21 protein-coding genes are annotated in these 20,223 nt (G+C 61.1%); 11 read left to right on the top strand and 10 right to left on the bottom strand.

The annotated features are described in order from the left end of the window. The 8 genes from G520_RS0113445 to G520_RS0113480 all read right to left on the bottom strand — a co-directional run. Positions 1–1,515, bottom strand: a 1,515-nt coding sequence (locus G520_RS0113445; protein WP_156876947.1) for a PAS domain-containing protein, incomplete at its 3' end; no start/stop codon positions are given. 12 nt (positions 1,516–1,527) lie between these two features. Further along, complete coding sequence (locus tag G520_RS0113450) at positions 1,528–2,040, bottom strand: chemotaxis protein CheW (RefSeq protein WP_051229398.1); 513 nt, start codon at positions 2,038–2,040, stop codon at positions 1,528–1,530. A gap of 9 nt (positions 2,041–2,049) precedes the next feature. Continuing rightward, the gene (locus G520_RS0113455; RefSeq protein WP_028536117.1) at positions 2,050–4,182 is read right to left on the bottom strand and encodes a chemotaxis protein CheW; all 2,133 of its coding nucleotides are present in this window, start codon (positions 4,180–4,182) and stop codon (positions 2,050–2,052) included. Between the two features lie 26 nt (positions 4,183–4,208). Beyond that, positions 4,209–4,574: a response regulator gene (locus G520_RS0113460; RefSeq protein ID WP_028536118.1), complete on the bottom strand. Its 366-nt coding sequence runs from the start codon at positions 4,572–4,574 to the stop codon at positions 4,209–4,211. 12 nt (positions 4,575–4,586) lie between these two features. After that, positions 4,587–5,720: a methyl-accepting chemotaxis protein gene (locus G520_RS25380; protein WP_051229399.1), complete on the bottom strand. Its 1,134-nt coding sequence runs from the start codon at positions 5,718–5,720 to the stop codon at positions 4,587–4,589. Between the two features lie 161 nt (positions 5,721–5,881). Continuing rightward, on the bottom strand, positions 5,882–6,862 hold the full coding sequence (locus tag G520_RS0113470; protein WP_028536119.1) for a SpoIIE family protein phosphatase: 981 nt from the start codon (positions 6,860–6,862) through the stop codon (positions 5,882–5,884). 18 nt (positions 6,863–6,880) lie between these two features. Next, entirely contained in the window at positions 6,881–7,186 is a 306-nt protein-coding gene (locus tag G520_RS0113475) for an STAS domain-containing protein (protein ID WP_028536120.1), read from the bottom strand. Continuing rightward, positions 7,183–8,361, bottom strand: coding sequence for a sensor histidine kinase (locus G520_RS0113480; RefSeq protein ID WP_028536121.1), 1,179 nt, complete (start codon positions 8,359–8,361; stop codon positions 7,183–7,185). The genes G520_RS0113475 and G520_RS0113480 overlap by 4 nt, the downstream gene beginning before the upstream one ends. A gap of 170 nt (positions 8,362–8,531) precedes the next feature. Between G520_RS0113480 and G520_RS0113485 the strand changes: the two genes are divergently transcribed. From G520_RS0113485 to G520_RS0113525, 9 genes are read left to right on the top strand one after another with little or no spacing between them, the layout of a single operon-like run. Continuing rightward, entirely contained in the window at positions 8,532–9,482 is a 951-nt protein-coding gene (locus G520_RS0113485) for a chemotaxis protein (protein ID WP_028536122.1), read from the top strand. A gap of 27 nt (positions 9,483–9,509) precedes the next feature. Continuing rightward, positions 9,510–10,457, top strand: coding sequence for a chemotaxis protein (locus G520_RS0113490; RefSeq protein ID WP_028536123.1), 948 nt, complete (start codon positions 9,510–9,512; stop codon positions 10,455–10,457). 50 nt (positions 10,458–10,507) lie between these two features. Further along, positions 10,508–10,897 (top strand): chemotaxis response regulator CheY, encoded by a 390-nt coding sequence (cheY, locus tag G520_RS0113495; protein ID WP_028536124.1) that lies wholly within the window; start codon positions 10,508–10,510, stop codon positions 10,895–10,897. A 45-nt stretch (positions 10,898–10,942) separates the two neighbouring features. Next, positions 10,943–11,719: a protein phosphatase CheZ gene (cheZ, locus tag G520_RS0113500; protein ID WP_028536125.1), complete on the top strand. Its 777-nt coding sequence runs from the start codon at positions 10,943–10,945 to the stop codon at positions 11,717–11,719. A 39-nt stretch (positions 11,720–11,758) separates the two neighbouring features. Continuing rightward, positions 11,759–13,663 (top strand): chemotaxis protein CheA, encoded by a 1,905-nt coding sequence (locus G520_RS0113505; RefSeq protein WP_028536126.1) that lies wholly within the window; start codon positions 11,759–11,761, stop codon positions 13,661–13,663. Between the two features lie 9 nt (positions 13,664–13,672). Then, complete coding sequence (locus G520_RS0113510) at positions 13,673–14,899, top strand: EAL and HDOD domain-containing protein (protein ID WP_028536127.1); 1,227 nt, start codon at positions 13,673–13,675, stop codon at positions 14,897–14,899. 31 nt (positions 14,900–14,930) lie between these two features. Then, positions 14,931–15,608, top strand: a complete 678-nt coding sequence (tsaB, locus tag G520_RS0113515; RefSeq protein WP_028536128.1) for a tRNA (adenosine(37)-N6)-threonylcarbamoyltransferase complex dimerization subunit type 1 TsaB — start codon at positions 14,931–14,933, stop codon at positions 15,606–15,608. Then, positions 15,602–16,042: a GNAT family N-acetyltransferase gene (locus G520_RS0113520; RefSeq protein ID WP_028536129.1), complete on the top strand. Its 441-nt coding sequence runs from the start codon at positions 15,602–15,604 to the stop codon at positions 16,040–16,042. Before tsaB ends, G520_RS0113520 begins: the two co-directional genes overlap by 7 nt. Further along, entirely contained in the window at positions 16,039–16,812 is a 774-nt protein-coding gene (locus G520_RS0113525; protein WP_028536130.1) for a uracil-DNA glycosylase, read from the top strand. The genes G520_RS0113520 and G520_RS0113525 overlap by 4 nt, the downstream gene beginning before the upstream one ends. A 97-nt stretch (positions 16,813–16,909) precedes the next feature. Here G520_RS0113525 and rpmG read toward each other — a convergent pair whose 3' ends face one another. Then, the gene (gene rpmG / locus G520_RS0113530) at positions 16,910–17,065 is read right to left on the bottom strand and encodes a 50S ribosomal protein L33 (RefSeq protein ID WP_028536131.1); all 156 of its coding nucleotides are present in this window, start codon (positions 17,063–17,065) and stop codon (positions 16,910–16,912) included. A 35-nt stretch (positions 17,066–17,100) separates the two neighbouring features. Next, positions 17,101–17,334, bottom strand: coding sequence for a 50S ribosomal protein L28 (gene rpmB, locus G520_RS0113535; RefSeq protein WP_028536132.1), 234 nt, complete (start codon positions 17,332–17,334; stop codon positions 17,101–17,103). A 251-nt stretch (positions 17,335–17,585) separates the two neighbouring features. On the opposite strand from rpmB, the gene pyrG reads away from it, so the two are divergent. Beyond that, positions 17,586–19,235 (top strand): CTP synthase, encoded by a 1,650-nt coding sequence (gene pyrG / locus G520_RS0113540; protein WP_028536133.1) that lies wholly within the window; start codon positions 17,586–17,588, stop codon positions 19,233–19,235. Positions 19,236–19,263: 28 nt separating this feature from the next. After that, positions 19,264–20,115: a 3-deoxy-8-phosphooctulonate synthase gene (kdsA, locus tag G520_RS0113545; RefSeq protein WP_028536134.1), complete on the top strand. Its 852-nt coding sequence runs from the start codon at positions 19,264–19,266 to the stop codon at positions 20,113–20,115. The last annotated feature ends 108 nt before the right edge of the window (positions 20,116–20,223 follow it).

A 20,223-nucleotide genomic window follows, 5' to 3' on the forward strand; every position in this document is an offset into this window, starting at 1 on the left:
CAGGCGCTCGCCCTGGCCGTCGAACACCGGGTTCGCGCTCAAGCTGAAGGTCAGGCTCGCCAGCTTGACCTCGGCGCGGTAGTTGCTGCGCAGATTGGCCAGCATGTCGCGCTGGTGCGCGGGGTTGCGATGGAAGCGGTCCATGCTGCCGCCCAGCAGTTCGCGCGCGGCGAAGCCCGGCAACGCCTGTCTCAGCTCGCTCTCGCGCCGCGACATCAGGCTGTCGGCACTGCGGTTGATATAGATGATGTTGCGCTCGTTGTCGGCGATCATCACCGCGGTGCTGACATTGTCGAGCGCGATGCGGATGCGCGCATTCTCGGACGCGATGCGGCGCTCCTCGGCCACGCGTGCGGCCTGTGCCGCCTGCTCGGCCAGCTCGCGCGTACGATCCTGCCACTCGATCGCACTGCCGAGCAGCGCGCCGTCGCGCCGGAACACCGGCGTCACGGTCAGGGCGAAATGGCGGCCCCCCACTTCCAGCGCCGCCTGCTGCGCCTGACGCGTCGCGCCATGGCGCGTCGATTGCCCGCTTCCAGCCAGAAAGCCGTCCAGGCTCTCGCCCTGCAGTCGCGATGAGGAAAAGCCCGGCACCTCTTTGCGAATATCGGACTCCGCATCGCGGAACATGGTGCTCACCGCCGGATTCAGATACACCACGCGATTCTGTGCATCGGCGATCATCACGTTGGCGGTCGCCACATCCAGCGCATTGCGCACGCGGATATTTTCTTCGGCCTTGAGCGCCGCCTTGCGCAAATTCGCAAACAGGCTGTGCTCGTCGCCAGCGGCGACCTTCAACTCAGTGGTGACCTCGCCGCTGGCGAGCTCTTCCATCAATTTGACCGCTTCGGCCGGCTCGCCCCCCAGCTCGCGCATCAACGAGCGCCGGATCAACCAGCCGGCCGCGAATCCGACCAGGGTGGCCAGTATCCCCATCGCGATCTGCACGCGAATCGCAGTGGCCGCATCGGCCGAGGTCGCGCCGGCCAGACGCAGGGATGCCCCTTCTTCGGCAGCCACGAGAGCATCGACTTCCTTCATCAATGCCAGCTGGCTCGGCCGGGCATGATCAAGCAGGAAACGGCGCGCCTCCTCGCGCTTGCCGGCACTGAACAGCGCGCTGAAATTGCCGAGGTCGTTGCGATAGGTCGCCTCGGCGGCTCGCACGACTCTGCTCTGCCGCACACTGTCGTCGTTGCCTGGCATCGCCTCCAGCGCCGTCAACGCCTGTTCCATCCCGTTGACGCCTTGCGTCAACTGTTTGATCTGGCTGACGGCGAACGCCGCGTCATCGCCGGCCAGCAGCGCCGTCCGCGTCGAGCGCGCCGTCAGGTTGATATTGAACAGGATCTGGTTGGCCGCATTGGCCCGCGGCACGTGCATCACCGCCAGCTCGTCGATGGACGAACGCAGGCCGTGCAACTGCCACGTGGTATACCCCGTGGTCAGCACGATGATGAACAGCAGCAAGCCGAAGCCCACCGTAAGACGGTGCTTGACTTTCATTGCCATGACATTCCCCTGCTAGGCTTGCACTGAGTTCAGAGCGGCATCCATCAGACCCATTTCGCCGCTGCTCATCAAGTTAGCGATATCGACGACGATGACCATGCTGTCGCCGGCACTGGCCAGACCCAGAATGTATGAAACATCGACCGCGGTACCGAACTGCGGCGCCGGGTGAATGGCATCGGCTCCGAGCTGGATCACGTCGGACACCCCGTCGACCACCACCCCGACCGTGCGATGCAGCAGGTTGAGGATGATGACGACGGTAAACGGCCCGTAGCTCGCCTCACCGATGCCGAATTTCAGACGCAAATCGACGATAGGCACGATATCGCCGCGCAGATTGATGACCCCCTTGATGAATTCGGGCGCACGCGCGATTCGGGTTACCGCGTCGTAGCCGCGGATTTCCTGCACCTTGAGAATATCGATGCCGTAAGCCTCGTCGCCGAGGGAGAACACCAGCAGTTCGGTCGGCAAGGACTTGCCGGCGGAAGCGGTGCTATCGATGCTGTCGACCATTTCCATAGCGTTTTCCTAGCTGATTTCACTCATCGCCCGCAAAGTGGCGGCCGATGACTTGTTCCGGACAATCGTCGTCACGTCCAGGATCAGCGCCACCTGGCCATCCCCCAGAATGGTGGCGCCGGCGAGTCCGTCGACCTTGTGATAATTGGTTTCCAGATTTTTGACGACAAACTGCTGCTGGCCGACCAGGTCGTCGACCAGCAAGGCGACGCGACTGGCATCGCTTTCGACGATGACCAGCAGGGCCGAGGTGGCCCGCCGCTCCGCGTCTTCGATCTCGAACAGCTCGGCCAGGGGGACGATGGGCAGGTACTCGCCGCGCACGTTCACCACCATGCCCTGCCCGGAGATATTCTTCACATCTTCGAGGCGGGGCTGGAGCGACTCGACCACCAACGATAAAGGCAGGATGTATATCTCGCGGCCGATGCGGACCGACATGCCGTCCAGAATCGCCAGCGTCAGCGGCAGACGAATGCTGATCGTGGTGCCGAAATCGAGCATGGACTCGATATCGACCCGCCCCCCCATCGACTGGATATTGCGGCGCACGACATCCATGCCGACGCCGCGGCCCGAGACATCGGTTACCACACTCGCGGTAGAAAAACCGGGGTCGAAAATCAGACTCCATACTTCGCTATCGCTCATCCCGTCATTGACCGCGAGTCCGCGCTCGCGCGCCTTGCCCAGAATGCGTTCGCGATTGAGCCCGGCCCCGTCGTCGGTGACTTCGATCACGATGCTGCCGCCCTGGTGATACGCGCGCAGCAACAAACGCCCGACGGCGGGCTTGCCCTTTGCGACACGGATTTCGGGGGTCTCGATGCCATGGTCGAGACTATTGCGCACCAGGTGGGTCAGAGGGTCGGCGAGTTTTTCGATAAAGCTCTTGTCCAGCTCGGTATGCTCCCCCAGCATCGACAACTCGACCTGCTTGTCGAGCTTGGCGGTCAGGTCGCGGATCACGCGCGGGAACCGGTTGAACACCGAAGCGATAGGCGTCATGCGGATGGACATCACCGCTTCCTGCAACTCGCGCGAATTGCGCTGCAACATCGCGACCCCGTTGAGCAGGCGCTCATGCGCCGCCGCATCGAGTTCGCTGGCGGATTGCACCAGCATGGACTGTGTGATGACCAACTCGCCGACCAGATTGAGCAGTAGATCGACTTTTTCGATATTGACGCGGATCGAGCTTTCGGCCTGGGCCTTGTCGACCGCACGATGGACCGCCGGAGCCGAAGCAACGGGCGAAGCCTGGGCCACAGCCTCGGCCGGAGCCTCGGCCTCGCCCGGCACAGCCGCCGCCAGCGGTTCGAACAAGCCGAAACCGCCTTCTTCGAAAGCAATGCCCGCCGCCAGCGGTTCGAACAGGCCGAAGCCGGCGTCTGCGCCCCCCTCTGCGTCCGCTGCAGGCGGCTCGATTGCGTCAAACAAGCCGAAGCTCTCGTCTTCTTCGACAATATGCGCGTCAACGACGTGAAAACTGTCGGGCGGCAGCACAAAACCCAGCGTCTCACTCAGCTCGTGCACCGACAACGGCGTTTGCATCTGCAGCACCCAGGGCACATCGCGCTCGGGATCGGCGGCAGAAATCAGCGTCGCCTCGCCCTCGCGCCCCAGTTGTTCCAGCAAGGAATCGATGGAGTCGACCGCCCCTGCGCCGACTTCCAGATACAACTGATGCGAAACCGGCCCCGCCTCGGCTGCGGGGAGAACCGTCGCCGCCGCCACCGGCGCCGCGACCCCGCCCGCCGGCAGAAAAGCCTCCAGTTCGGCCTGCACCGCCAGCCGCCCGGCGGGATCGGCCTCGCCACCGGCGCGGTGCGCGGCCAGCATCTCGGCCAGGGCGTCTTTTGCGTGCAGGCTGGCGTCGACCAGCGCCGTCGTCAGCGACATCGTGCCTTTGCGCACCCGGTCGAGCAGATTTTCGAGAATATGGGTCAATTCCGTCAGATCGCTGAAGCCGAACGTCGCTGCGCCGCCCTTGATCGAATGTGCCGCGCGAAAAATGGCATTGAGATCCTCGGCATCGGGTTGCGCAATGTCTATTGCCAACAGCAAGGATTCCATCGAGGCCAGATGTTCATCCGTCTCTTCAAAAAATACCTGATGGAACTGCGACAGATCGATAGTCACGCCCTACCCCCTCGCACCAAACAGTCTCAGCCTACGAGCCGTTTGACGACATCAAGCAATTTTTGCGGATCGAACGGTTTGACCAGCCAGCCGGTGGCGCCGGCGGCACGGCCCTGAGCCTTCATTTGATCGCTGGACTCGGTGGTCAGCATCAGAATAGGGGTCGAGGCATAGCCAGCTGTCTTGCGCAGCGCACGAATCATGGTCAGCCCATCCATGCCGGGCATGTTCTGGTCAGTCAGAACGAGATCGAACCGCGCGGACTGCGCGAGACGCAACCCGCTATTGCCGTCGACCGCCTCGCCCAGCTCGTAACCCGCGCTCTTCAGGGTAAAACCGACCATCTGGCGGATGGAGGCGGAGTCATCCACGGTGAGTATTTTCTTTGCCATCTCAGTCCCCGATCAAAACAATTCAACGCTGCCGCTATCCATTCCGTGCTGATGCACGGGGTTGCGCGACAAGGTCTGTTCAAGCTCACGGATGACGTCCGGCAACGACGTCGCCCCGGGTTCGCGCGCCACCCGCAACGCATTGTTCATCCCTTCCAGCCGCTTGAGCACATGCGCGCTCAGCTGCGACACCAGATCCTGAAATTGCAGACAGCGCACGGCGGCGTCGACCTGCCCCGACAGCACCCCCACCCCGTCGCGCAGCACCTGCACCGACTCGCCCATCTGGTGATCGAGCTCGCTGATCTTCTCCGCCGTCTCCCCGACGCGCTGCTTGGCCTGCAGGGTGAACATCATGTCCTGGGACGCCAGTTGCTGGATCAGCGACTCCGCATCGCCGATGGACTCGCGCATTCCATTCATGACATTGCGGATTTCGCCATTGAACGCCTCGGTCCGCTCCGACAGGCCGCGCACCTCGCCCGCCACGACCGCGAAGCCGCGACCATGTTCGCCGGCACGCGCCGCCTCGATAGCCGCGTTGAGTGCCAGCATATTGGTCTGCTTGGTGATGGTATGAATCTCGTCGAGCAGTTCCGTCACGGCACTGACCTGCGACACGACTCCTTCCATGCGTTCGACCAGCATCATCGCCAACCGGCTGTTCTCCACGGTCTTCTCGACAAAACCGCTCATCGAATCCAGGATTTCGCGCACAAAACTCTGAAACGACATGCCGTGCCCGGTTTCACCGACCGCCAGCGCTTCGGCATGCTGCAGCTGGGACTCGGCCTGGGCGGCCAGGCCGGCAAAACTCTGCACCAGGGTCGCGACCGCATCCGCGACCATGGATGCGATGCGCTCGACCTCCGCATGAGAGTGCTCGGCCTGATCGCGCGTAAAATCGAGCACTTCGACCCCCGGCAGCACGGTGCTGCCCCCTCCTGCGGCGACGGCGGCGGGGAGACTCTCGACCGCTCCGGCCCGCGGCATGCCGAGCCAGTAGGCCTGCAACAACAACACACCGCTGGCCACCAGGGCGATCCAGGTCGTGGACGCCCCCCAGAGCGCGAGCAAGAGCAAGACAAGCGCCTCCCCCAACGCAATGGCAACGGCAAGCCCGCGGCTCGGTCGGCTCAAAGTCATTTCAATATCCCACCCAAACTGTTTATGTTGTTGTTGTTTATTGATTAGCCATATCGACTACCAATTCAAGGAAAATTTGTTAATTTCACAAAACATAGTCATATAAAATGAAGATGGACTTTAAACATCCATCCCATGCTGATACGGCATTCTGAACTGGCTCAGGGCGCCAGCGGGTTGCCGAGAATGATGTGCGAGGCGTCGTCGACGACATCGGATAGCCTTTGCACCGCCAGATCGGGGCCGCAACCGCACCGGCTCCAGTGGCAGGCCCAGAGCTTGCGCAGCAACTCGGCCACATCGACACCATCGCTGCTAAGCACCCAGACTTCGCCTGGCGAATGCACACCGCGCACAAGAGGGAGAGAGGAAATGGCCGCCAGCCCGAGCGGGGGCGCCATGGAGGAAACGCGGTCGAGAATGACATCCGGACCGATGCAAAGGATGTCGGGCATGCCGGCATTGACCAGCACGAGGGAATGAGCAGACCAGTCGATTTCTATCATCGCTGCCGCCACGAAGCGCCCCCAGGCCAGTTGCCGCTTCAGATAGCGATTAAGATCGGCCACGGTCTTCCGGCTCAGGCCGCACGGCAGCACCCGGACTGACAGGCCGACGACGAACAATGCCGCATCGAAAGCCGCGTCGTCACCGTGGCCGATGGCATCGGCCAGCACCACCAGAGTACGTTCGCCGCGGTCCACGCACAAGGCGACATCGCCCCCGCGGTCCAGCGCAGGCAGCACCGCCATCTGCAAGGCGGGATGCTGAGGGCGCAGCAGGGACATCGAGCCGTTGAGCAGCGACAGCGCACGCATGCCCAGGCATGCCGGAGCGAGCCGCCCTTGCGACCAGCACCATGCGAGCAGGCGATCGCCGAGCAAGTCCGGGTCGAGCGCCACGGCCAGGCAGGATACACCGGCGACAGCCGGCCAGGCTTCGCCCGCCGGGCAGCCGAAGCGCCAGACGGGGCAGGCTGCCGCCGCGGCCAGGACCGCGTCCTCAGGCAACGGCGACTCCAGGACCATCAGTTCGGGCTCGCCTCCCCCCGACCCGGTGAAATCCCAGTCGAACAGCGCCAACCAGTCATCGGCCAGAATGCGCTCGCGCAGCGCTTCCCCGACCCGGGCCAGGATCGTCATATGGGTGCCGGCGGGCGGCTAGCGGATCGTGAACATCTTGTTGAAACAGGCGATTTCCAGGACCTGCTGCACCGTGCCGCGGCAGTTGATCAAGGCCATCTGTTTTTTCTGCGACGCCGCGCGCTCTTTCAGCAATAACAGCATGCCAAGAGCGGAACTGTCGAGAAACGGCACTTGATCAAAATCCACGACGATTTCCTGCACAGCGGGATGATCGAGCAATTCCTGGCTCGCCATGCGAAAATCCTTGTGCAAGTTGAAATCGAACTGCCCGATCAGAACGAGCGTCCCCACACTGCCTTCGATCTTGACGACTGGTTTCATTTTTTCCCCTCGTTGCTGGCCAATGCCCGCGGAAGATACATCTCGAAGCAGGCACCGCCAGTCGGCATCGTGTGGCAACTCACTCTTCCCCCGAGCTCTTGCGCCACTTTCTTGACGATCGCCAGCCCCAGACCGGTTCCCCCCGAGCGCGTCGTATAAAACGGTTCGAACAGCCGCGCCATATTTTCGGCCGCAATGCCGGGACCGGCATCCTCGACCGCCAGACACAGAAACTCTCCATCGCAACGAACACTCAGGCCGATCCGGCTTCCCGGCGGGGAAAAGTGCAAGGCATTTTCAAGCAGATTGGTCAAGGCACCGACCAGCGCCTTGCGGTCCCCCATCACCGTTATGGCAGATGGTAACGAGCAAGTGCAATCCAATTCAATCATCTTAGCCTGACACGGCGGCAAAAAGACGGCCGTCAGCTCGTCGACGATGGCGGGCAGATCCAGGAGTTCGAGCCGGCTGACCTGGCCGCGGACGAAGCCGAGCATGTTCTGGATCAGACCTTCGAGCGCGCGCAGGCGGGCGAGCGCCTTGTCGATGAAGCGGTCGCGATCCTGCTCGCGCAAGCCGGCCTGCTTGAGATTCGCTGTGTATAACAAAGCAGTGGACAGCGGAGTGCGCAGTTGGTGTGCGAGCGAGGCGGCCATGCTGCCCATCGCCGCCAGTTGCTGCTGGCGCGCGAGTTCGGCCGACAGCTGATTAAGCCGGGTAACGTCGTTAAGTAAAACAAGACGACCGCCTAACGCCGGTAAATCCTTATAATGCAGGGTAAGCTGCCGCTCGCTGGCAGGGACGCGGTAGGTCTGGTCGATCTCGGTGGTGTCGAGCGCAGCCAGAACCCGCTCCCAGTCTTTGCCGGCCACCGGCTGGCCCAGCATTTGCTTGGCCATGGGATTTTCGGTCTGCACCACGCCCTCGGGAGAAAGCTCGATGACACCGGCAGGCAGCGCCTCAAGCAGCATGCCCAGACGTTCGGCCAGCGCCGCATTGGCGGAGACCTGCTGGCGCAAGGCGGAGTTCGCCTCGTCCAGCTGAGCGTTTAGCACGTTGACTTGGGACTCTAATTGTTGGTATGCATCAATCAATTTTCCCGAAACCGCATTAAACTGCTCGAACGCGGCTTGGAGCGTCTGCTCATCCTGAGACTTTGAAACGATACGTGGCATTTTTCGCAAGTTATTTGTAAAAAGCACTTAAACAGTATGATAATTACCAGGCCGAACCCGGAACAGCTATAACGATCATATATCGGTAATGCTTAAAACCCGGCCAAAATCCATAACTGGCGTATAAAGGGAGTGTATACGCCACATTACAAGATGCTGCGGAGGTTTCTGTGTCAGAGCTTCTTAAAAAAATCGATGCCCGAACCAAGCTTGCCGGAACCAACAAGCTGGAGATCCTCCTGTTCTCCCTCGGACAGGATCAAAGAACCGGTCGCAAGGAGGTCTTCGGCATCAATGTTTTCAAGGTACGCGAAGTGATGCGCACCCCTGAAATCACGTCGGCGCCAGAAATGCCGTCGTCGGTGGAAGGGATGGTCAGCCTGCGCGGCACTCTGGTTCCCGTCATAGACCTGGCCAAGTACGCCGGCATCGTTACCGCGAACCGCCCCGAGATCATGATCGTGACCGAGTACAACGGCCATACCCAGGGTTTCCTGGTCGAGTCGGTCGACACGATTCTCCGCCTCGACTGGTCGTCGATGCGCATGCCGCCGGACATGATCACCAACCGCATGGCGGGCCTGGTGACCGCGGTCACCGAGCTGGAAAACAATACCCTGGTCATGATGATGGACGTCGAGAAAGTGCTGGCCGAAACCAGTCTGACCGACGACTCCCACCTGTTCATCAACGTCGAGCCGATCAAGGAAGATCGCATGATCTTCTTCGCCGACGACTCGGTCGTCGCGCGCAAGCAGATCGAACGTACACTGGATGTAATGAACATCAAGTATGCTGCAGCGATCAACGGTCTGCGCGCCTGGGAAGAACTTCAGCGCATGGCTCAGCAAGCCGAGATGGCGGGCGCCAAACTGAAGGACATCCTGCACCTGGTCCTGACCGACGTCGAGATGCCGGAGATGGACGGTTACATGTTGACAAAAATGATCAAGAGCGACCCGCGCTTCCAGGGCATTCCGGTCCTGATGCATTCCTCGCTGTCCGGTGTTTCCAACCAGAAGCTGGGCGAGTCGGTCGGCGTCGACGCTTACGTGTCCAAGTTCGAACCGCAAAAACTGTCGATGAAGTTGCGCGAAATGCTCAACATCCCCAAAAACTAAGGACACGAACCGGGAAGGAATTAGAAGATGCCAGTCAACGACGCCTCCTTGCTTGCCACCGTCGATGCCCGCACCAAGCTTGCAGGCTCCAATAAAATGGAAATCCTGCTGTTCTCGCTGGGCACTCGTGAAACGTTCGGCATCAATGTGTTCAAGGTCCGCGAAGTCTCGCAAACCCCGGCCATCACCAAGACGCCGAACATGCCCTTCGGCGTCGAAGGCGTGCTGTCGCTGCGCGGCAATATCATCCCCGTGATCTCGCTGGCCAAGTTTCTCAAGGGCGAACAGGTTGCGAGCAAGTACGAAACGATGATCGTCACCGAGTTCAACAAGAGCACCCAGGCCTTCCTGGTCGACTCGGTCGATCGCATCATCCGCGTGGACTGGGACAAGGTCCGCGCCCCCGAAAACATGATGATGAGCAATTCGCCCGCCGCCCAGCAGAACCTGATCACCGCGATCACCGAACTGGACGACGGCAAACTCGTCTCCATCCTCGACGTGGAACAGATACTGGCCAGCGTCGTGGGTGAAGCGCGCCTGCCGGATGTCCCGCAGGCGCAGCTCGAACAGCACCAGTATATGTTCTTTGTCGACGACTCCGTGGTCGCCCGCAAGGAAATCACCGGTGTGCTGGAAAAGATGGGGGTCAAGTTCCAGCAGGCAACCAACGGCCGCGAGGCATGGGAGCGCCTGCAGGTTCTGGCATCGCGCAATTGGGGCGAAGAAGGCAATCTGCACGACAATCTGAAGATCATTCTGGTCGATGCCGAGATGCCCGAAATGGACGGCTATGTGCTGACGCGCCTGATCAAGTCCGATCAGCGCTTCAACGGCATCCCGGTCATCATGCACTCCTCGCTGTCGTCCAACGCCAACCGCGCCATGGGCTCGAGTGTCGGAGTGGACGCCTACGTCGCCAAATTCGACCCTGCGGTGCTGGCGGAAACGTTGATTCCATTTTTGCAGAGGTAGTGGCTACAATTAGCCTCTCGAATTGATTGAATTATTCAGGAAAAGCCTCGATGCCAGACAAGAACATTCGCTTCCTAGTGGTGGATGATTTCTCCACGATGCGACGCATCGTCCGAAACCTGTTGAAGGAACTCGGATTCACCAACGTTGACGAAGCCGAAGATGGCCAGGTTGCCTTGCACAAGCTGAAGACGCAGCATTTTGACTTCATCGTGTCCGACTGGAACATGCCGAACATGACGGGGATCGAGCTGTTGAAGGCGGTCCGGGCCGACACGCAGCTCAAACACCTGCCGTTCATGATGATTACCGCCGAAGCCAAGCGCGAGAACATCATCGAAGCGGCCATGGCCGGTGCGAGCGGCTATATCGTCAAGCCGTTCACGGCGGCCACGATGGAAGAGAAAATGAACAAAATCTTCCAGGCATTAGAGAAATAAGAACATCACCTGTCGTCACAGGGGCAGCTTTCAGGAGAATTTATCGTGCCGGATTACATGTTGGAAAGCGGAGATACGCCAGAGCTTGAGGCCTTGTTTGACTCGATTGCCAAACAGTCTCACGAACAGACGGAGGAAACCGCGACGAGCCCTTCCGGCTCCGACAACGGCCAGACACAGCCCGGTACCGGTGGTGTTATCAATGCTTTGCCGTCTGATCCGCAGACCATGTATGACCAGATCGGGCAACTGACCCGCAAGCTGCATGACACCATGCGCGCGATGGGCTACGACAAATCGCTGGAGCGCGTCGCCGAATCGATGCCCGACGCGAAGGACCGCTTGTCCTACATCGCGACGCTGACCGAAGGCGCCGCCGAACGCGTCCTGAACGCGACCGACATCGCCAAGCCCATCCAGGACGAGATGGAAAAGCAGGCCGTCGAGTTGTCGCAGCACTGGGATCAGGTTTTCGCCAATCAGCTCGGCGTCGATCAGTTCAAGACGCTGGCGCGCAATACCCAACATTTTTTGCATCAGATCCCGCAGCAGACGCAGGCAACCAGCACGCAGCTGCTTGAGATCGTGATGGCGCAGGACTTCCAGGATCTGACGGGTCAAGTGATCAAGAAGATGATGGAGATGGTCAATGGCATCGAAAGCGAATTGCTGAATTTCCTGATTGAAAACTCGCCGACAGGCAAGAAAGTCGATCTCGATCAGTCGCTGCTCAACGGACCGGTGACCAATCCGGAAGGGCGCAGCGATGTTGTCACCAACCAGAAACAGGTCGACGATCTGCTCGAAAGCTTGGGCTTCTGATCGTGTTCATGATGAGACATACAGTGCGGGAGAATCACCATGAGTGAATTCGGGGGAATGGAAGAGCTGCTGCAGGATTTCCTGATGGAATCCAACGACCTGCTGTCCGACGTGGACAACAAGCTGGTCGAACTGGAAAAGCGGCCGAACGACAAGGCTCTGCTAAACGACATTTTCCGCGGCTTCCACACCATCAAGGGCGGCGCGGGCTTCCTCAATGTCGGCGCGATGGTAAACCTGTGCCATCGCACGGAAAACCTGTTCGACAAGCTGCGTAACGGCGAACTGACGCTGAATCCCGAAGTCATGGACGTCATACTCAGTGCGACCGCGACGGTGCAGAACATGTTCGGCACCCTCGGCCAGGGCCTGATGCCGGGCAATGCCGAGCCCTCGCTGCTGGCAGCACTCGATGCCGTGCTGGCTGGCGAAGCACTGCCCAATACCGCTCGCGAAACCAGCGCCGCACCGGCGCCGGCGCCCGCGACGGCCGGCGGGGGACCGGACTGGAATGCCCTGCACCAGGCTGTCGCCGCACCGGCAGCGCCTGCCGCAGCTGCACCGGCAGCGGCTGCCCCCGCGCCCGCCGCGGTCGCGGCTGCCCCCGCGGCGGCACCCGTTCCGGCGCCGGTTCAGGCCCCCGTTGCCCATCCAGCGCCTGCCGCAGCTGCGCCCAAGCCGCAGCAACAAGCCCCGGCGACCAGCAACAAGCCTGCCGGCACGCCGAGCGGGCCGCAGGAAAACACAATCCGTATCGATACGGTACGTCTGGACATGGTGCTCAACCTGTCCGGCGAAATCGGGCTGACCAAAAACCGCCTGACCACCCTGCGCACCGAGATATTGCAAGGCAACCGCGATACCAATACCTTGCGTTCGCTCGACGAGTCCATCAGCCAGCTCGACCTTCTGGTCGGCGATTTGCAGAACGCCGTCATGAAGACGCGCATGCAACCGATCGGGCGCCTGTTCCAGAAATACCCCCGACTGGCACGCGACCTCGCACGTCAGCTGGGCAAAGAAGTCGAACTGGTCTTGAGCGGTGAAGAAACCGAACTCGACAAGACCATGATCGAGGACCTGAATGACCCGCTGGTCCACCTGGTGCGCAATTCGGTCGATCACGGCGTCGAATCGCCGGATGAACGCATCGCCATGGGCAAGAAGCCGCAGGCCGTGGTGCAGCTGACGGCGGAACAGGTCGGCGACCATATCCTGATCGAAATCACCGACGACGGCCGCGGCATGAGTGCCGACAAACTTCGGCGCAAGGCCGTCGAAAAAGGGCTGATCGACGAAGAGGCCGCCAATGCGCTGGATGAAAAACAGTGCCTGCAGCTGATCTTCCTGCCCGGGTTCTCGACCAAAGACCAGATCTCCAGCGTTTCCGGCCGTGGTGTCGGCATGGATGTGGTCCGCACCAATATCCAGAAACTCAACGGGCGCATCGATATCAACTCGGTACCGGGCGAAGGCACGCGCATCAGCATCTCGCTGCCGCTGACGCTGGCGATCCTGCCGGTACTGGTGGTACGCGTCTGCAATCAGCCGTTCGCCGTCCCGCTGGCCATGGTCCGCGAAATCATCACCATCGACGGCAGCGCGATTCAGGAAGTCTCGGGCAAACCCACCATCGTGGTTCGCGACGAGATCCTGCCGTTGAAAACGCTGGCCGGCCTGCTGAACTGGGAACCGACGCAGAAGCCTTGCTTCGGCGTGCTGATGCAATCGGCGGAAAAATCCTTCATCCTGGCGATCGATTCGTTTATCGGCCGCGACGACGTGGTGATCAAACCGCTGCAGAACATCCGCCCCAAAGGCGTGGCGGGTGCAACCCTGTCCGGCGACGGCTCGGTGGTCCTGGTGCTGGACATGGAAGACCTGCTCAACGCCAACGAAAGCTCGGGCGGCGTGACGCGCATGTCAGAACTGATCACGGTATAACGAAAGCGCATGACGACAAGCAACGCCTTTATTGCAAGACAACCGGTCTTAAACCGAAACCAACAGCTCATAGGATATGAGCTGTTGTTTCGTTCCAGCGCCACGGCATCGAACGCGGCACATGCGGGGGATCTCGAAGCCGACACCCGGGTTTTGTCCAACACCCTCAACGATATGGGGACCCGTTGGCTGATCGGCAGCAAGCTCGCCTTCATGAACATGGGCGAATCCATGCTCAACAGCGAATTTCTCGAGCTATTGCCGCCGCGCCGGGTCATTCTCGAGCTGTCGCCGCAACTGGTGCCGAGCACCGCGCTGGTTTCGCGTGTGGAATACCTGCGCTCGCTGGGATTCAGCATCGCCCTTGACGATTTCAGTTTCGAGGCTAAGTCGGCCGTCCTGCTCGAACAGGCCAACTACGTGAAACTCAATGTCCAGCGCCATGCTCCCAACGCCTTCCAGGTGCTGGCCGCCCACCTGCGCAGCTATCCCGTGGTGCGCATCGCCGAGCGCGTGGAAACCCAGGAGCATTTTCGCCAATGCCAGGAACTGGGGCTGGACGGTTTCCAGGGCTTCTACTTCTCCCACCCGGAAACCTTGTCGGCCAGAGTCATCGAGCCCGCCTTCGCCAATACGCTGGAGCTGCTGAACCTGTTGCGCCGCGACGCCAGCATCGCCAGCGTGGAGAAGGTGCTCAAGCGCGATCTGGCGATGTCGTACAAGTTGCTGCGTTATGTCAATTCGGCCGCAGCAGGCCTGAATACCCAGATCGCCTCCTTTGCACATGCGGTTACCGTCCTCGGCTACAACAAACTCTACCGCTGGCTGACGCTGCTGCTGATCACCGCCGCCGAGGACTCGCTGGCGCCGGTTGCCCTGCAAAAAACCGTGGTCACGCGCGCGCGCCTCATGGAGTTGCTGGGCCAGGCCAAGCTGTTGGGCGCGGAAGCCTGCGACGAACTATTCGTCACCGGCATGTTCAGTCTGCTCGACGTGCTGTTCGATATGCCGATGGCCTCCATCATGGAACATTTGCAGGTTCCCGAAAAAATAAAGCAGGCCCTGCTGCGGCGCGAAGGCGAATACGGGCACTATCTGCAAGTCGCAATCGATTGCGAATCTGAAGCCGAAGACAGCGGACTGGCCCGGAACAGCAGGGCGCTGGGGCTCGATGGCAAGCAACTCAACGCGGCGCACCTCAGCGCGCTCGCCTGGGTCGAGGAACTCGGCTTATAATTTGCGGCTCGCCGCCGATAGCCCAATCCAGATGAAATGCCTTGCAATCGATACCTCGACTGATTTCCTTTCGCTCGCCATCCATGACGGCGAGCGCCATCACGTATTTCATGAGCAGGTCGGCCAGAAGCATGCCGAGCGGACCCTACCCGAAATCAGACGCCTGCTGGATACGGCCGGCATCGGGCTCGATGCGCTGGACGCGATTGTATTTGGCCAGGGCCCCGGCTCGTTCACCGGTGTGCGCATCGCCTGCGGCATCGCTCAAGGCTTGGCCTTCGCCTCGGATTTGCCTGTCATAGGCATCCCCACGCTCGACGCCGTTGCCGTCCAGGCCCCGCCAGGGAGGGTGTGGGTCTGTCTCGATGCACGCATGCAGCAAGTCTACGCCGCGAGCTACGACACCCGCAGCTGGCGGCGCGACGCAGCCATCGAAGTGGGCGCGGCGGCGGAGATCGATGCCCCCGCCGGCGAAGAATGGTTCGGCGCCGGCGACGGTTTCGCCTTGTACGGCGAGAGCTTGAACCTGCGCCTGGCCGGACGCCTGACGGCGGTCGACGCCACTCTCAGGCCGCATGCGCTCGCCCTGCTGCAGCTGGCCGCCACCGACCGCTACCCGCAGCGCCATCCGCGCGACGCCGAACTGCTCTACATCCGCAACAAAGTGGCGCTGACATCGCTCGAACAGCAGGCCAGACGCCAATGCTGATGGTGCGTGCGGACAAAGACGCCGATTGCGGGCAACTGGCGCTGCGGGCCCAACGCAGCACGCCCCACCCCTGGAGCGCAGCCAACTATTTCAGTTCGCGCGAAGCCGGACACCGGATCTATCTGCTCCAGGACGGCGACAGCCTCATCGCGCACGCCGTCGTGCAATGCGTGGGCGACGAAGCGGAATTACTGGATATCATTGTCGAGGCCGGGCATCAGGGGCGCGGCTGCGGACGTTACTTCCTGGGACAACTGATGTCGGGGCTGGCGGCCGAAGGGTTCAGCCGCCTGCTGCTTGAAGTGCGCGCGAGCAACACCCGGGCCCGGCACCTGTACACTACCGCCGGCCTGGTCGAATGCGGCAGCAGGCGCGACTACTACCCCTGCGCCGGCGGACGCGAACCCGCCATACTGATGGAGGCTGCCTTGTGAACCGCCGCAATCTTGTTCTGGAAGCGATGGGGCTGGGGCCGCGCTGGCAGCGCCGGGGCTGGGCAGACGCCGAGCCCGCAGCGGCAAGCGATGCCGCTGCCGCTCCAGTGCAGCAGGCCGCGCCGGAGAACCGGCCCGCGCCCCAGCCGGCAGAGGCCGCAGCGAAACCGGCCCCCCCCGTCCCGACAGCAGTCGCCGCAGGCAGCGACGACCTGCCATGGGACGCGCTGGAGCGGGCCGTATCCGGCTGCCAGCGCTGCCGGCTGGCAGGAACCCGGAAACAGACGGTCTTCGGGCGCGGCAATCCGGGCGCGCGACTGATGCTGATCGGAGAGGCGCCGGGCGAGCAGGAAGACGCACAGGGCGAACCCTTCGTCGGACGTGCAGGACAGCTGCTCGATAATATGCTCGCCGCGATCGGGCTGGACCGTGACCGCGACGTCTATATCGCCAATGTGATCAAGTGCAGGCCCCCCGGCAACCGCAACCCCGGCAGCGATGAAATCGCAGCCTGCCAGGGCTACTTGCTGCAGCAGATCCGGCATGTGAAACCGGAGATGATCGTGGCACTCGGCCGTTTTGCCGCGCAGACGCTGCTGGCAACGGATCAGAGCATCTCCCGCCTGCGCGGACGCCTTCACCACTACCAGGGCATCCCGACCGTGGTGACCTTCCACCCCGCCTACCTGCTGCGCAACCTCCCCGACAAGGCGCTTGCCTGGCAGGACATGGTGTTCGCCCGCCGCACGCTGGCCGCCGCGACGCGCTGAAGGCAAGGCGCGAGCCTTGGCATCGACACCGTCCGGACATAAAAAAACCCTTCGCCGTGCACCAGCGAAGGGTTCTTCTAGAAAGGAAACGGCTCGCTTACTTGAGCTTGGTTTCCTTGTACAGCACGTGCTTGCGTGCCACGGGATCATACTTTTTGATTTCCATCTTTTCCGGCATCGTGCGCTTGTTCTTCGTCGTGGTGTAGAAGTGGCCAGTGCCGGCAGTGGATTCAAGCTTAATCTTATCGCGCATGGTAATACCTCAATCGCTGTCTTTGTGAGCCGCTATCAGATCTCGCCGCGAGCGCGCAGATCAGCCAGGATCACGTCGATCCCGAGCTTGTCGATAGTGCGCAGAGCAGCGTTGGACACGCGCAGGCGCACCCAGCGGTTTTCGCTTTCCACCCAGAACTTGCGATATTGCAGGTTCGGCAGGAAACGACGTTTCGTCTTGTTGTTGGCGTGGGAAACATTGTTCCCGGTCATCGGACGTTTGCCGGTGACTTTACAAACACGCGCCATGATTAAACTCCCAAAACCGGTAAAAGCTGGCTTTATAACATAAAAACAGCAAGATACTCAAGCCAGACGCACCTACTCTGACGTCAGGTGACGAAAAAGCGTTGCGTGATTGATCAAAGGGTAATTGTACCGGAAGTCTGGCGTGCTCGTCGACACTGTCTTGCGAAATATCGCGGCGTCCGCAAAACAGACCGCTCAACAGACAGCGCTTTTTGAGTTAAAATCCCGGATTCCCATAGAGCCGTAATCCCATGACCAAGTACATCTTCGTTACCGGCGGAGTGGTGTCCTCTCTCGGTAAAGGCATCGCCGCCGCGTCCATTGCTGCCATTCTTGAGTCTCGCGGACTGAAAGTCACCATGCTCAAGCTGGATCCGTACATCAACGTCGATCCGGGCACCATGAGTCCGTTCCAGCACGGTGAAGTCTTCGTGACCGACGACGGGGCCGAAACCGACCTCGACCTTGGCCACTACGAACGCTTCATCAAGTCCAAGATGAAGAAGAGCAACAACTTCACCACCGGTCAGGTCTACGAGTCGGTCATCACCAAGGAACGCCGCGGCGACTATCTCGGCGGCACCGTGCAGGTGATTCCGCACATCACCGACGAAATCCGGCTCAAGATCGGCGAAGGCGCCGGCGAAGCCGAAGTCGCCATCGTCGAAATCGGCGGGACCGTCGGCGACATCGAATCCCTGCCTTTCCTCGAAGCCATCCGCCAGATGCGCTCGGCGCTCGGCCGCAAGAATACGCTTTACGTCCATCTGTCCTACGTGCCCTATATCGCGACGGCGGGCGAGATCAAGACCAAACCGACGCAGCACTCGGTAAAAGAATTGCGCGAAATCGGCATTCAGCCCGACATCCTGCTCTGCCGCATGGATCGCGAGCTGCCGGAAGACGAAAAGAAAAAGATCGCCCTGTTCTGCAACGTCGAAGAGAACGCGGTCATCGGCTGCTACGATGCGGACAGCATCTACAAAGTTCCGTCCATGCTGCATGCGCAAGGCATCGACGACATCATCACCGAACATCTGCAATTGACGCTGCCTCCGGCCGATCTCGGCGCCTGGGAACGCATCATCGATGCCATCGAGCATCCGCAGGAAGAAGTCAACATCGCCATGGTCGGCAAATACGTCGACCTGACCGAATCGTACAAATCGCTGTCGGAAGCGCTGAAGCACGCCGGCATCCATACGCACAGCCAGGTCAACATCCATTACATCGATTCGGAAGACATCGAACGCGACGGAGCCGACTCGCTGGCCGACATGGATGCGATCCTGGTTCCGGGCGGTTTCGGCAAGCGCGGCGTCGAAGGCAAGATCAAGGCCGTGCGTTTCGCTCGCGAACGCAACATCCCCTACCTCGGCATCTGCCTCGGCATGCAGATCGCCCTGATCGAGTACGCCCGCGACATGGCGGCGATGCCTGGCGCCAACTCGACCGAGTTCGACCTCGACACCGAGTTCCCCGTGGTCGCCCTGATCGACGAATGGGTCAACCACGATGGCCGCGTGGAAACGCGCGACGCCAACAGCAACCTCGGCGGCACGATGCGTCTGGGCGGCCAGCAATGCGAACTCGCTCCCGGTTCGCTCGCCAGCCGCGTCTATGGCGCGACCAGCATCGTCGAGCGCCACCGTCACCGCTACGAAGTGAACAACTACTACGTGCAGCGCCTCGAAGTCGCCGGGCTGACCATCAGCGGTCGCTCGTGCGGACACGAGAAGCTGGTCGAAACCGTAGAACTGCCCGGCCACCGCTGGTTCTTCGCCTGTCAGTTCCATCCGGAATTCACATCGACCCCGCGCGACGGCCACCCGCTGTTCAGCGCCTACATCAAGGCCGCGCTGGCGTACAAGGCGGAAAAACAGGCTGCCAGCGCGAATTGACCCCTCTCCCGAAGCAAGGAACGATACGATGAAATTGTGCGGATTCGAAGTGGGCCTCGACCACCCGCTTTTCCTGATCGCAGGCCCCTGCGTGATCGAAAGCGAACAGATGGCGATCGACACGGCGGGACAGTTGAAGGAAATCACGGATGAACTCGGCGTTCCGTTCATCTATAAATCCAGTTACGACAAAGCCAACCGTTCGTCGGGCAGTTCCTTCCGCGGTTTCGGCATGGAGCAGGGCCTGGCCATCCTCGATAAAGTGAGAAGCCAGATCGGCGTACCGGTGCTGACCGATGTGCACAGCGAAGCGGAAATCCCGCATGTCGCCGCCGTCGTCGACGTTTTGCAGACCCCGGCCTTCCTCTGCCGCCAGACCGACTTCATCCACGCGGTCGCGCGTTGCGGCAAGCCGGTCAATATCAAGAAGGGCCAGTTTCTCGCTCCGGGGGACATGAAAAACGTGATCGACAAGGCGCGCGCCGCGGCGCGCGAAGCGAATCTTGACGAAAATCGTTTTATGGCCTGCGAACGTGGGGTATCGTTCGGGTACAACAATCTGGTGTCGGACATGCGCTCGCTCATGATCATGCGCGAAACGGCTTGCCCGGTCGTGTACGACGCCACGCATTCGGTGCAGCTTCCGGGCGGGCAAGGCAGTTCGTCCGGCGGGCAGCGCGAGTTCGTGCCGGTTCTGGCACGGGCGGCGGTGGCTGCCGGCGTCGCCGGCATCTTCATGGAAACGCACCCGAATCCGGCGTGTGCGATGTCGGACGGGCCGAACGCCTGGCCGTTGGGACGGATGAAGGAACTGCTGGCGACGCTCAAGGCGCTGGATGCCCTGGTCAAGTCCGGCCCGCTGCCCGAGCACACGCTGTAATATGACCTGTATATAAAAGCAAAGCCGTATCCGCGCCCGCGCGGAGAACGGCATGTATTCGATTGACTGGCATCGGCCAGAATTCATCCAACACATATTGAGGGAATA

Origin of the sequence: Paludibacterium yongneupense DSM 18731 (assembly GCF_000422925.1) — a bacterium.
Taxonomy (GTDB): Bacteria; Pseudomonadota; Gammaproteobacteria; order Burkholderiales; family Chromobacteriaceae; genus Paludibacterium; species Paludibacterium yongneupense.